Genomic DNA, 13,229 nt, shown 5'->3' on the forward strand with positions numbered 1-13,229 from the left:
ATTCCAGGGCGATTTCCAAGTGTTGGCGATCGAAGGGAAACAGCCGCAGCCACAGCTCGGTGGAGAGATTAGCGTCGAACCGCTGAATCCAGAGCACGCTGCCGTCGGCCTGCGCGCTCAGTGAGGAGGACAGGATAGTCACCGGCGCGATTGCGTTGGCGAATTCCACCGGCGGTTTCCAGCCCCCTTCCAGCAGTTGATCGCGGGCCTGCACGACCTCGCCGTTGGCCAAGCGCGGATCGCGCCAGCGCAAAATCAAGTAGCCCTGCACGTTGAAACTCTGGGCCTGGTCGTGGATGGCGGCGAGATTGGAAATAAACAGCCCGACACCGACCGCTAGGGGCTGTCCAGGACCTACCGGTGGGCTGACCAGGTTGGTGACGGCGGCACGCGCCATTGCCGTCCAGCCGCACACTGCCAAAGCCAGAATTGCCCCCACCGGCCATCGCCGCCGCAGGCGAGTTTCTGTTTTCAGTTCTGAGCCGAAAGAAATTTCTTCGTGATTTCCTGGCAAAACTCGCCTCCGGCTATTGTTTCCTGCCCCCGAGTGTCACGTCGCAAGATTATGCCATCAAATCGTCCGAGTTGAGACAACGTAGCGAAAACGTCTCTTATGCTACTAGTTGTAGGGGTTCCCATCTTTAATTTTCTTAAAAAGCTGCGATCTGTCGTATCAATGCAACGTCGGCGTAGCGCGAGCGCCACCGCTTTTCTTTCCGTACCTGAAAAACAATTCAGAAAATCTGCCGAATTGTACTTGACATATCTCGGCAAGCTTCTTGCGAAAACAGCCATCTTAAGGATCGCCGCAGAGTCTTGACCGGCAGAGGAAAAGGAATGGAAGACTGCTTCGGGCTGGTGGGTTGTTCAAACGAAGCGATTCGGATTTATACGCCGTTGATGCGGCTATTGCGTCCCTCTCAACATGCCTTGATGGGGGCGCTGGTGCTGAGTTGGCTTCTGGAGCAAAGCGCCCAAGGGCAGCGGGAGTGGACCCCAGCGCCTGACGCCTTGGCGCAGCGGCTGGGGATGCCGTTTCGCGACTGGCTGACCGCGCTACAACTGCTCAAGGGGCGCGGCTACGTTGGCGAACGCTTCGCCAAAGACCCGCTATGCAACACCCGCGAGCTCAAGCTCGACCCTGTACGTCTGAGCGATGATCTCAATGGCAAGGCCAGCGAGCACCGTTTTCTGTACGCCTTGGCACCATAATAACTGCCCGCTTTGCCTGTCCCCCTCGGTTCGATCGCGTTCCTGAGTCGCGGCCCCGCACATTTTAAGAGGTTGAAATGAATCATTTTCCCTTGGCCCGGCACTGGTGGGTTGCCGTCGTTGTGTTGTCCTCTTTCGGATTGTGTCAGCGAGCTGCGTGGTCGGCTTCCGCCTGCGTCTCGATCGCTTCGCCCGTTGCCGGTGGCAGCGTCAGTGCTTCGAACGTTCCAATCTTGACCACCGACGACTGTATCGGACAGTGGTTCGAATGCCTGTACGTGGACAACGTCGAACAGAGCTGTGCCGGAGTGGGGCAACTTATCTGGAACGCTACCAGCGCTGCTCCAGGCAGTCATCAGATAAAAGTCTTGAGCTACTCCGAAGGGCCCAACAGCCAACTTTTGGGCACGGCTTCGGAAGCCGTGTCACTGGGCTGCCTGTCGATTACTTCGCCGCCCACCAATAATGCTCTAAGCTTGAACAGCGTGGTTCCGATTGGCACCAACGACACCTGTGCGGGAGCGTGGTTCGAATGCTTACAGGTCGATGGCTCGCTTGACGGTTGCGCGGCGCCGGGTCAACTGGTCTGGAACACGTCGGCATATACGATGGGCAGTCATGAGATCACGGTGAACAGTTATTCCGAAAACCCCAACAGTCAGCTGCTGGCCAGCGCCTCGCAAACGGTGCACCTCGGCCATTACACGACCTTGCCGCCGCTGGCCGCGCTGCCCAGCGAATCCAGTTGCGCCACCGCGGTCAATCAGAGCCCGCTTCCGGAGAACGCGCCATGGAACCAGGACGATGGTACCGGCTACAACTCCAACCAGCCGCCGGCCGGCGGGGTGCCAAGTTACTTCTACTCGAATGCTACGCTGGGCGGTCAATTTCCGCCCGCCGACTTTGCCAAAGTGGATGGTGCATACGCGGGCAGCACGGACGACATCGCTCGAGTGTATGCCTGTAAGTGGGGCATTGATGAAGATGTGGTGCGGGCCCAAGCCTGGGTAGAAACCCGCTGGCATCAGGATTGCCCTGCTGCACACGGCGGCAGCGGATGCGCGGAAGTAGGTGACCTCGACAATCCTCCCGGCGACCCGGGGGTGGTCGGCCTTTCCAGTTTTATCCCCAGTACCGCCATCTCGCCGAATAACGTCTTCAGCGGCTTTGACGCCTTCGCCGATGCCCCTTCGGGGCAACTGACCTGCGACAGCGGCAATACCTATTGTACTACCAGCAAGGCCAGCCATTGGGATACCTGGGGCATGTGGCAGGACAAGGTATACTACGAATGGGAGGCTTGGCCGATGGTGCAGGAAAGCACCCCGTTCGGCGCCGACCTGCGTATGGCCGCTACCCGCGCCTGCCTCAACGGCGATGAAGCCGTGTATTTCACCAGCCAGGGCACCGGCACCGCCTATTTGGCGGCGATCGCTGCCGCCACCACGAGTCCGGGCGAAACCGCGTCCAACCAACCCGTCAGCGGCTTTACCCTGACCAATCTCGACTATGCCCTGTATGGCTGCGTGGCTGCGCACTTTTCCGGCAACTGGTACGACTCGGCGGCGCTGAACTATCTGAATAACATTTTGCAAACCCAAGCCAGCGCCCCTTGGCCGGGTGGAATCCGCTAAAACTTGCGGGCTCTCCAATTGAACTTCAATCACGCGCCTTTACCACAATAAGCAAAACGCGGTTCACATTTTCTTTTGACGTGATGCATAAAACAAACCGAGTCAGTAACTATCTTCATTCCCAAATGCTCATGAGGGCGTGAAGAATTTACCGTGCCAATATTTCACGGGCCGCTTTTACTTCCCTCGGACCGAGCCAAATTTCCAATTGAATCGCCAAGGTGAAAGCGACTGCAGCAATGGCACCCACGTTGCTACTCCGTGCAACCGTCGGGGAGCTTGGTCAGGCAACGATAATTTGCCAGGAACTCCTCGCTTGAGATTTAGTGCCAAGCAATCAGCCAGAAAACTCCGGTATTGCTGTTCCCGAGCTCGGCATGTGGCTACCACCCCAGCCGCTGGGTAGTCTAGGCAGGGCAATCGTCGGCTGGAGCGAGCGCCTGCTCGGTTGGAGTCACCGTAATCAACGGATCGTCCCAACTAAATCCCCAGTCAAGGTTAATCTGGGAAGCGGTTTGTACGTTGCTCCCGGCTGGATCAATATTGACGGTAGCCTCAAGGCACTGCTGGCAAAGTGTCCAGCCCCATTGCTACGCCGAAGCTATTCGCTCATAACGGCACCCGCCGTTGCTTCGGCCCAGCAATTCGTGGCCCTGCTCAAAAACAACCTCTTCATCCATCACGATCTAAAGTACGGTATTCCCTTACCGGATCGCAGCGCCGATTTCATATATTCCTCCCATATGCTCCACCATCTATATTACGATCAGGCGGTGGCGCTCCTAAAAGAAGCCAAACGTGTGCTTAAACCTGGAGGAACGATACGAATTGCAGTACCCGATCTAGAGTATATCATATCGCTTTACCAACGTGGTCAACGCCAGGCAGCTCTAGGGTACTTCTTCTATCCATCTGTCCCGCGCGGTGAATTGAGCACCCGCCGCTATCAGTACGACTTTGTCTTATTGCGAAACCTGCTTCTGGCGACCGGTTTTGAGGCGCCGCGACGTTGCGCCTTTGCCACCGGCACCGTTCCCGACCTGAGCCAACTCGACCGATTGCCTGAAGAAACGCTTTACGTTGAAGCTCAGGCCTAACGGTCGCTGACAGGCCCGGTCAAACAATTGTCCTGGCGCGCAGTAACAGATCGCGCCTGATGGCTGGTATTTTTACGTGACGCCATTTCCTGGTCGTTAGAAAATGAGGCAGAACTCCCAACCGTATATCGCGCCTACCTCCCGACGAGACGAGCCTCGCGTTATTAATGAAACTGCCATAACCCCTAGCCTTAGACAATTTTTGCTGACCCACCCCTTCTACGCCAGCCTGTATAACGCCCTCCTGCGCAGTAAGCGCCGAGATCGTCTAGGCCAACTTCTCGCTTTTAGCGCCGCAGCCGTTTTTCGCGCTCACGGAGAAGCGATCGGAACAACGGTAGAAGAAATATGTCGTTTTATACCGCTTCACTACAACGCAGACTATGTTGACAGATACCTTGACCGAGTCAGCGCCCTAATTTCCCTCCAAAGGCGTTACGACCAAAACCCGTGCGTGGAAAACCTTGGCGATTCACGGGCGCGCGTGTCCGCGGACGACTACAGTCTGGCCCTGCTAATGTCGATCATTCTTACACCCCATCGTTTCGCCATCATGGAGCATCTGTCGTGGTTCCTCGGCCTGCAGGCGAAGCGACATCCGAAAGGCCGCCTCGGCGCCGTTGGAATCGGCAGCGGTTTCGAGCTGGTTCGCGCTTCCCGCATTCTTTCGTGCTGGCATATCGAGGGTTACGATCAGGAGCAGGCGATGTGCGAGCAGGCGCGAAAGCTCTTGAAGTTCTGCCAGGTACCCATAAACGTCGCGATAAACATTGAGTTTCCATTGGCCGAGTTCGACCCGCGCTTCGCGCAGGTCTATGATGCTCTAATCCTGTGCGAGTTGTGCGAGCACTTGCGCGATCCCGGGCGCGCACTCGTGAACGCAGCTCGCTATCTTAAGACCGATGGCCAGGCCTTTGTAACCATGGCGGTCAATATTGCTCAGGAGGACCATGTGTTCTTGTATCCGTCGCTCGATGCATGCCGGCGTCAGCTCGAGGAAAGCGAGCTGGTAACTGTGAGCGAATGGGCCATTCCGCAAAGCGCCTTCGTCACCCCGCGAGGCGAGCATTGGAGGGGTAATTATGTGGCAGTTGTAAGCCGTCGCTCAGGGGCGGTACAAATGCCGAGCCTTGGCTCCCACTAAAACCCTGGTTGCAGCCAAAGCTTCTGTACCAGTGCCTTCTTAACCTGGGCGATATAATCTAACGAGCCTGAATCATACCAGCTGCCCGAATACCAATCACCCATACAGCCCCAAAGCATCTGGTCGGAGGTGCCTTCGGGATATCTTGGGTAGCCAAAAGCCGGAATTTCCTGCGGCAAATAACTAATATCCCCATTCATGCAGGCCCTCTGATAAGCCATTCTAAAATCAGCGTTAAAAGCTGTGCTGTCCTTGCTCCATGGCCAGCCCCCGAAGTCGTGAAATTTCATCTGCAAAATGCCATAACTCTGCATACAAAAAGATCCATTCCAGGCGCCAGGAAAACCGCTTCCCGGCGGACACAGAAAAATATTCGTGGTTTGATCTCCGAGGTCGCTTTGTCGCCAGTGTGACTCTACCACTGCTTCTGCCCGCACGACGTTTTCATCGATGCCCCATTTGCAGGCAGCCCAGCGCAAAATTTGATCCGTGGTGCCGGTGTATGACCCGTTTACACGTAAAAAATCGCGAATTGGAGCGAAGCTCCCCTTAACCGGATGCAAATGAAAGGTCATCAAGGCCAAAGCTGTGGGCTGGCGATGGTTGGCTGCATAGTTGTCCGGCCGCGGCTCCCAATTTGAAGGCGCGATATCCGCGGCGCACTCTCTGTCGCTAGGCAAGCTAGCATGTGGCGGTAGCGTAACAAAATAATGCGCGGCCTCCGCCGCTGCAATGCCAAGCGGCCAAAATAAGAGAAAGCCGCAAGCCAGGATCGTTTTGATGGCAAAACGATGACAATTTGCGTCTACTACCGACGATCGATGCAGCCTTACTTGTAAGGCTAATGCGACACTAGCGTGTCGACTGCGGAAAACAGTTCGCGACATTGGTTGTTCCAAGCGATCGGTTGCAAGGCCTTTCGGCACCGCCCCGACAGACGTTCCCGCAAATCGGGGCGCGCGTAAAGCTCGACAATTGCGTTGGTTAAATCGTTAATGTCCCCAGGAGCGACGTAGCGAAGGGTGTGTTCGCCAAAATAGTACTCGATCGCTGACAAGCGCGAAGCGATAACAGGTACGCCCAGCATCGAGTATTCCAGTAACTTCATCGGAAGCATGATTTGCGTGGCCTCGTTGGCGTAATAAGGCACCAGGCCAACGTGTGCCTGTGCGATATAAGGAACAATTAACTCCGCCGGCACGAAGCCAAAAAATGTGACCACGTTGTCAATGTTCAGACGCAATGCCAACTGTCTCGCTTCCTGTAGATAATCGCCGCTGCCAAAAATCCATAGGCGCAACTGAGGAATTGTCTGCCGAGCTGACGCCACTGCCTGAAGGGCTATGTCAAGTCCTAAACGGCGTATAATCGAGCCATGATAGATCAAAGTAAACGCCACGCTTTTCGTACTGCAAAGACGCTCATGACGAAAAATCGAAGGGTCGGGGGAATTCATGACAACTCGAATTTTAGTTGAATCGATTCCGGCGGTCATCAGCCGCTGCCGGTGCAGTTCGTGCACGGCCAGAACGCGGTCGGCAAACCAAGCGCTAAGTCGCTCTTGCAGAGCCAGCAGCTTACCGCCGACATCCCAGAAGTGCTTGCCGAAACGATCTTGATAAAGTTCGGGCATGGTATCAGTAATGTCGAGGATGAGCTTGCTACCGAAAAGCCTCGCTCCAACGCAAGCGAACACGATCGCATCCGGCATGCTGACTGCGATAACAACGTCGTAACGTCGCCGAAACGCGAGCAGAGTCGCGCGCCAGCTTGCGCGGACAAGGAAGTCAAGATAATAGCCCAGATAGCACAGGCGATTGTTGCCACGATAGCGAAAGCATGGGAACGCTACTAAATGGACGGGACCTGTATAATTGTGCCCCTCTTCGGCGGTGCAGATTACGTCAACACTGTCGCCGCGTTTGGCGAGTGCCTCCGCATTACGGCGCAAACGCACGTCGTGAGTAAATAGACGGTTGGAAACAAGCAACACTTTCATCGGTCTCATTCAGCAAGCGGCCACGCCATAAGCAACGACTGAATCAGGGAAGATTACTTCCAAATGGTCGTCAGACCGCAAAGACGTCGCAATTGTTGACGTCGCACGAAGGCCATAAGTTCGGGGTCTGCCAGTCGAGGCATTCCTGTGAGCCAGCAACGCAGATAGGCAAAGAGCATCAAGGCTCCGCCAACGACCCAGGGGGGAGTGCAGGCGTGGCGGCAGGATCGAACTATCATAAAAAGGAATGAATAGCCGGCGTTGTAGGCCGCCACCCCCGCATTTAGCCTACCCTGTCGTGGGCCGCTGGCGGTTTGCATCGGACGGTGGTGATAAACGGTAAGGTCGCGAAAGTTGCGGGTGTCGAAGCCGCGCATCAACGCGGTTGTGACATCGACGGTGTCCCAGCCCAGAGTAGATTCCAGTCTGCCCAGAGTATCAAAACAGCGGCGGGAGTAAACGCGGCAGGGGCCGGTGGGTTGAAAGGATGGCTCGCGAAGAGGGCGCCAGCTGTTGTTAGCAGCAGGCTCGTAGAGCATTCCACTGGCAATTCCCAGCTTGGGAGTGCGCTCGAATTTGTTAATAAGATGCTCGAGAAAATGGTTATCGAAGGTGACGTCGGCGTCAACTCTAAATATGAAATCCGCGGCGCCCAGCCGTTCAGGCCGTAGCTCCGGCATGATTACAGATTCGCCACCAGGAGCGCGTAGGGTATGAAGGGGCAGGTGAACTGCCTTGATCCAGGCATAGGCGGCGGCAGCCTGGTCGATAATTCTGGCGGTCTGGTCGGAGGAACCATCGTCTATTATCGTCCATGATCGAGGCCGCAATGATTGGTTTGTCATGCAGCGTATCAAGTTGGGGAGAAAACGCTCTTCATTATGCGCGGGCGTGACCGCGATTATACTAGCGGCCATAGAGTGCGAGTCTCCTTAAAGCTATGGCAATGGAGGTGAGGCACGGCAAGGCAAAAATGGGGTACAGAGTAAAAACAACTATCGACCGTAGCAGGCATGGTGTCACTGCAACAGGCTTGCCAGAGGGCGCGACATGCGGTCGAGCGTTCGCCTTGCCGTTTCGGCTTCGCTTTGCAAGGTGAGTAAACGGTATCGTTCGGCCAGAGCCCAGACGAGGGCGAACAAAAAGCCGCTGGCTTCGATACAGTCTCCGATTGCTGCTTCGGTCAGGTTCAGTACCATTAAGGGAAGTGTGATCAGGAAGAACATCGATTTGAGTCGCCACGGATCGCCTGGCTGGCGGAAAATGAAGAACCAGGGGCGCAGCATCATAAACAGCCAAAACACGGTAGCTGGGATCCCGACCCCGGCGGCGTGATTCAAATATCCATCGTGTAGAGAGCTGTGCGGCCCCTGGTCCCACGGTCCCCACCAGAGAGGAAAGTAGCGGCTATTGAGGATCGCGCCCTGGACTTCATAACCGTAGCCGCGGATCGGATGGCGAGCGACGGCTGCGAGCACGAATTGCCACATTTCAGTGCGGCCAGTCAGCGTAGTGATGTCGCCGCGGTCGACATAAGTGCCAAATTTATGACCCATAAGGGTTGCGACGGCGACCACTACCAGGGTCCCGGCGCCAATCAAGGGTAGGCTTTTAGCCCGATAGCGCCAGACACTGTACAAGAGCCCGCCCAACGTTAGGCCAAGTATGGGAGAGCGCGAATCGGCAGCCGCGCACGCGCCTAGGGCCGCTACAATCAGTCCTCCCAAATTAAATTTCATTCGCTGACTAACCGCTGACCAGCAAACTAAAGCAGGACCAACCGTGAGGAGCATCACCAAGCCGACGTCGTTTGGGCCACTTAGGATGCCACGAAAGCGCTCGATGCCGCCAACCTGAAGTCCGTGCAGACGCATGTCGCGTAGGACCGAGGGCTGGATGCTCTCTTCGGGGCTGAGCCAATTCAAACTATGGGGCCCAAACAAACCGAACACCACTAACAGCAGGGTTATCAGGCCGGCTCCAAGCATCGCCCGCCACAGCAGTTGGAAAGCTTGCTCTTCGGTGTTTACCTGGCTGGCGCACCAGGCAATGGCGCAGAACAGGAGCAGAGAGTCCGCCAAACGCGAAAGCGAGAATAGAGGAGCCAGCGAGTAGCTAACCGTGAATGCCGCCCAGAAATAATAGAAGGTGTAGAGGCGAAAGCCGCCCTGGCGCAGCAGTCCGGAGCGCAGTAAGCGTGGCGCTAACGGCAAGCACAGCAGGGTGACAATGGAATAATGAACAGCGGCTCGCAGGCCAGGATTGGGTAGCGTATAGAGCGACAAGATGAGCAAGATTAGGGCAAAGGGCAACCAGCTCTCGTGTTTCCAGCAAAACATGGCTCCGCTTATGACGCTCGCGGCCGCCACCGTAGCGAACAGGGCAAACAGGATTTGCGTGTTGGCCCCAGCTACCACCCACAGGCAGGCAGCGGCGAGAAGCAGGCACACCATGATGACCGTGGACGTACCGCGCCAGCGGTCCGGGGACGTGGGCGGTGCATCGACAATCGCGTCCAACGCGCTGGCCATGGTCAGCCTCCGATTCGGGTGTGACGCGCCAGGTAGGAGCAAATGCGGCCGCCACGCCGCACCAGACCGATGGTGACCCGGCGACGCGCGGTACCCCAGGTGCCGGCATAGAGCAGAGCGCGAAAGTCTGCCAAAGCGGTATCGTTGAGAATCGGGATACGCGGAAAAACAGCTCGGCCGCCCACAGCAGCGCGGCGGAAGTCCGAGGTTGTTACGCTCGTATAGCCGGCGGCGAAGGCCGCCGCCAACACGCGCTCATCGTAGGCTCCCAGGGGACACGCGAAACTGGTGACCGGCAGGCTGGAGAGATCTTCTAGGCGCGCTTTGGACTCTTGCAGCTCGTGTGCGAGCTCATGGTCGTCAAGAGAATCGAAAGCGATGTGGCGAAGCCCGTGCGAGCCGATGCTCATACCCAGGCGCACGAGCCGCCCGACCTGCTCCTTCGTGATATAGCCGGCACGGCCCAGATGCGACCAGGTCAAATAGAAGAGCGCGCGCATGCCGTGGTGGCTCAAGCGTTCGGCGGCAAACATATCGCTGGTATGTCCGTCATCGAAAGTGATTGCCAACACCCGCGACTCGCGTGCGACGTGCTCTATTCTCAGCTCATCGGGAAGCAGGGCACGCCAGCCTTCGTCGCCAAGCAATTGAACTTGGTTACAAAACGAGTCCCATCCCACCACGTGGCGCTGACTCCAGTAGGCCTGGGCCGGGCCACAGGGTCCACCCGCAATTCCGTGATACATCAGGATCGGGAGCTTGCGGTTTGCAAGCCGCCGCGTGGTCTCGAAGACTGAGGAGCGAAACATCACCCTGCCCGCCTAGCGCAAACTTCGTGCCTTTGTCGAAAGGCTAAATGAGACGTTTTTCTCAACGATGACGCGCGGGCGTTTGTAAAAGCTTCCAGCGGGCCGGTGTAAAAGCGAAAAAGACCGGAACCCTTATCGGCGCGCGCAGTTGCGTAGGTGTTGCCGCACATCCGCCTTCGTCCGGTGTCCGTTTTGGGTCCAAGGTGTCGAGGCGCGAGTAATGTGCCGTATGGGCACCCTTGCCGTTACTTTCAGCCGACCGCGAAAGTGCGGTTGTAAAGGTTGCCGTGGCTCGGTTGTAATCCGTGCTCCCCAAAAACAGTCAGTTGTGCGCACCCCAACCAAAAATGTCAGCTGAATATTGGGCAAAAACTTTTTTTCTGCACTCGGCACAAGGCTTGCTCACCGACCAGCCCGGGTACGAAGTTCATGAACAAGCCACGGGTCGAACAGTTCCAACTCGCCGGCGCAAGCCGCACGATGGCCGTCGCCGGACCGCGCGAGGTGCGCGGCTTCACTATGAGTTTGGGGTGGGCGCTAATGCTGGTCGCCGCCGGTCTTTGGCTGGCGGGCTGTGCGGCTTCCAACGGTGACGATAGCAGATTACCCCACCAAGGGCTCGCGATGTCGCCGCAGGCCTGCATGGCTAACGTTTCGCTGCAGCGCGGACAGGCTCCCGACGGCAGCTACCTGATTGAGCCCAGCGACGATCTGTTGATCGATTTCTACCTCAATCCAGAGTTCAACCAGGACGTCACGGTGCGTCCGGATGGCAAGATTTCGGTCCGCCTGATTGGAGAAGTGCCGGCCGCGGGCCTCACACCGCAGCAGCTGGCGACCAATTTGGACCAGGCTTACTTGCGTGAGCTGCGCGCTCCCGGGGTCACGGTCACGGTCAAGAACATGCCGAGTCGCCAGATTTTCGTCGAAGGCGAGGTGGCCCATCCAGGGGCTTTCCCAGTTGAGTCAGGCACCACAATCCTACAGGCGGTCGCGGAAGCCGGGGGGCTGACTAAGGACGCAGGGTCAACGGCTGTGCTGATCCGGCGCGATGTCTGCGGTAATCCGGCCCGCTCCGCAATCAGTTTGAAGAGGGCACTCAATCGAGCCGGCTCCAACGACGACTTGGTATTGGAATCGCGTGACATCGTGGTGGTCCCGCCCAGCACTATCGCCAGCATGGATAACTGGGTCGATCATTACCTTCGTCGCCTGATGCCAGTGGAGCCTTACCTAGCGGCCAACACTCCAGTCCTGTGAGCACCGGCGAGGTAAAGCGATGGGAAGCAGAGATCTCAACTACTGGTTGGAGCTGGCGGTTCGCCGACACCTGATCATCATTGAAGTAGCCGGCACGGTCTTTGGGGTAGTTCTCCTGATAACCGTGCTGTGGCCGCCGGTTTACGCCTCGCGTGCCGAAATCCTGGTTCAGCGCAATCGTGCACAACTGCTGGTCTCGCCCGACCTTGGCGGAGCCGACCAAGCCAAGCAGGAGATCGTCAGCACTCCTGTGAGCGAGGAAGAGCTCAACTCTGAGCGCGAGCTGCTCAGCAGTCCCTACTTGGTGCGCAAGGCGATCGAAGGAGTAAGTCCCCCCGTCAGTCACCATCGGCTTGGTGCCGGAATGATCGGCGCGGTCCGAATGCTTCTGGGACTACCGGGACTAGGATATCGGGTTCTTCATGGAACGCCTCAAGTGACCGCCCAGGATCGCTTGGTGCGTCAATTGAGCGCCCATTTGGGGGTCTCGGTGATCAAGCGCTCCAACGTGATCGAATTGAGTTTTCGCTCCGATGACGCGCTGTGGTGCCAAGAGTTTTTGGAGCGCTTGATCAGCGCTTACTTCGAACTCCGCGGCCAGCTCTCCAACGATCCGCAGGCGGAGCAGTTTTTCCAGACCCAGGCCGCGCTGCTGCAACGCAAGTTACGGCAATCTGAAGATCAACTGCGGGGCTACGAGCTGCAAAGCGGGATTAGCAACCTCAATTCCCAACAGCAGGCGCTCATCACCCAGGCATCCGACCTGGGCCTGGAGCATAGCAAGGCTGTCGCGGATTTGGCCTCGGCTCAACAGGAAGTGCAGACCTTGACCATGCAGCTCAAGGGCACGGCGGAGCGGATCAACAAGGAAACCCGCTCAGAGCAGAACATGGCCCTGCAGAACCTCAAACCGCAAGTGCTGGCGCTCAAGACCGAGCGCGCAGATCTGCTCAGCCGTTACCAGCCCGGGAGCGAGCGCATTCGGGAAATTGACGCCAAGCTGAAGGCGGCGCAGAGCATCCTAAATCACGAAAATCACCTCGAAGTCAGCGAATCCAGCACCGATCTCAATCCAGTGTGGGTAATGCTCGACTCCAACCTGGCGCAGGCCAAAACGCGCGCCGCCTCGCTGGCCGCCACTGTGCAGAAGCTGGCGCAGGAGATCGATCAGGTCCATGGGCAATTAGACCAGACCGTCACCAACGGGGTCGAGCTAGTGCGCTTGCAGCGCCAAGTTGATACCGATCGAGAAGCTTACCTGTCCTACGTGCGCAAAGCGGAGGAAGCGCGCGCCGCGGGCGCTCTCAACTCCGACAAGATTCTCAACGTTAGCGTGGCGGAGGCCCCGATCCTGCCGCTGCGGCCGGTGTTTCCGAAGCTGTGGCTTAACCTGATGGCGGGCTTGCTGATGGCGCTGGTGCTGGCGCTGGCGGCCGCGGAGTGGGAGGAGCAGCGCGACCCGCGCATCTATTCCAGCGCCGCGATCGCGCGCGACAGCGGTCTGAAAACCTTTACCGTGTTGCACAGCGAATTTTAGGGTTAA

Annotated in this window: 12 protein-coding genes; 6 read left to right on the forward strand and 6 right to left on the reverse strand. The window is 57.4% G+C overall.

The window, feature by feature from the left end; translation table 11 throughout:
* A partial coding sequence (locus VKV28_12670; protein ID HLH77648.1) for a hypothetical protein occupies positions 1-439 on the reverse strand: 439 nt, incomplete at its 3' end.
* Between the two features lie 398 nt (positions 440-837).
* Between VKV28_12670 and VKV28_12675 the strand changes: the two genes are divergently transcribed.
* The 4 genes from VKV28_12675 to VKV28_12690 all read left to right on the forward strand — a co-directional run bounded on the left by VKV28_12675 (position 838) and on the right by VKV28_12690 (position 5,087).
* On the forward strand, positions 838-1,212 hold the full coding sequence (locus VKV28_12675) for a hypothetical protein (protein ID HLH77649.1): 375 nt from the start codon (positions 838-840) through the stop codon (positions 1,210-1,212).
* A gap of 77 nt (positions 1,213-1,289) precedes the next feature.
* Positions 1,290-2,846, forward strand: a complete 1,557-nt coding sequence (locus VKV28_12680) for a hypothetical protein (GenBank protein ID HLH77650.1) — start codon at positions 1,290-1,292, stop codon at positions 2,844-2,846.
* Between the two features lie 326 nt (positions 2,847-3,172).
* The gene (locus VKV28_12685) at positions 3,173-3,943 is read left to right on the forward strand and encodes a methyltransferase domain-containing protein (GenBank protein HLH77651.1); all 771 of its coding nucleotides are present in this window, start codon (positions 3,173-3,175) and stop codon (positions 3,941-3,943) included.
* 484 nt (positions 3,944-4,427) lie between these two features.
* Positions 4,428-5,087, forward strand: coding sequence for a class I SAM-dependent methyltransferase (locus VKV28_12690; protein HLH77652.1), 660 nt, complete (start codon positions 4,428-4,430; stop codon positions 5,085-5,087).
* Here VKV28_12690 and VKV28_12695 read toward each other — a convergent pair.
* From VKV28_12695 to VKV28_12715, 5 genes are all read right to left on the reverse strand, one after another.
* On the reverse strand, positions 5,084-5,974 hold the full coding sequence (locus tag VKV28_12695; GenBank protein ID HLH77653.1) for a hypothetical protein: 891 nt from the start codon (positions 5,972-5,974) through the stop codon (positions 5,084-5,086). The two genes, VKV28_12690 and VKV28_12695, sit on opposite strands and share 4 nt — an antisense overlap.
* Positions 5,929-7,086 (reverse strand): glycosyltransferase family 4 protein, encoded by a 1,158-nt coding sequence (locus VKV28_12700; protein HLH77654.1) that lies wholly within the window; start codon positions 7,084-7,086, stop codon positions 5,929-5,931. Before VKV28_12700 ends, VKV28_12695 begins: the two co-directional genes overlap by 46 nt.
* A 53-nt stretch (positions 7,087-7,139) precedes the next feature.
* Complete coding sequence (locus tag VKV28_12705; GenBank protein HLH77655.1) at positions 7,140-8,003, reverse strand: glycosyltransferase family A protein; 864 nt, start codon at positions 8,001-8,003, stop codon at positions 7,140-7,142.
* 102 nt (positions 8,004-8,105) lie between these two features.
* Positions 8,106-9,617 (reverse strand): O-antigen ligase family protein, encoded by a 1,512-nt coding sequence (locus VKV28_12710; protein ID HLH77656.1) that lies wholly within the window; start codon positions 9,615-9,617, stop codon positions 8,106-8,108.
* Between the two features lie 2 nt (positions 9,618-9,619).
* Positions 9,620-10,426 (reverse strand): polysaccharide deacetylase family protein, encoded by an 807-nt coding sequence (locus VKV28_12715; GenBank protein HLH77657.1) that lies wholly within the window; start codon positions 10,424-10,426, stop codon positions 9,620-9,622.
* Positions 10,427-10,855: 429 nt separating this feature from the next.
* Here VKV28_12715 and VKV28_12720 point away from each other — a divergent pair, with 429 nt between their 5' ends.
* Positions 10,856-11,686, forward strand: a complete 831-nt coding sequence (locus VKV28_12720) for a polysaccharide biosynthesis/export family protein (protein HLH77658.1) — start codon at positions 10,856-10,858, stop codon at positions 11,684-11,686.
* 19 nt (positions 11,687-11,705) lie between these two features.
* The gene (locus VKV28_12725; GenBank protein HLH77659.1) at positions 11,706-13,223 is read left to right on the forward strand and encodes a hypothetical protein; all 1,518 of its coding nucleotides are present in this window, start codon (positions 11,706-11,708) and stop codon (positions 13,221-13,223) included.
* Positions 13,224-13,229: the final 6 nt, after the last annotated feature.

Source organism: Candidatus Binataceae bacterium, from assembly GCA_035294265.1.
GTDB lineage: Bacteria > Desulfobacterota > Binatia > Binatales > Binataceae > DATGLK01.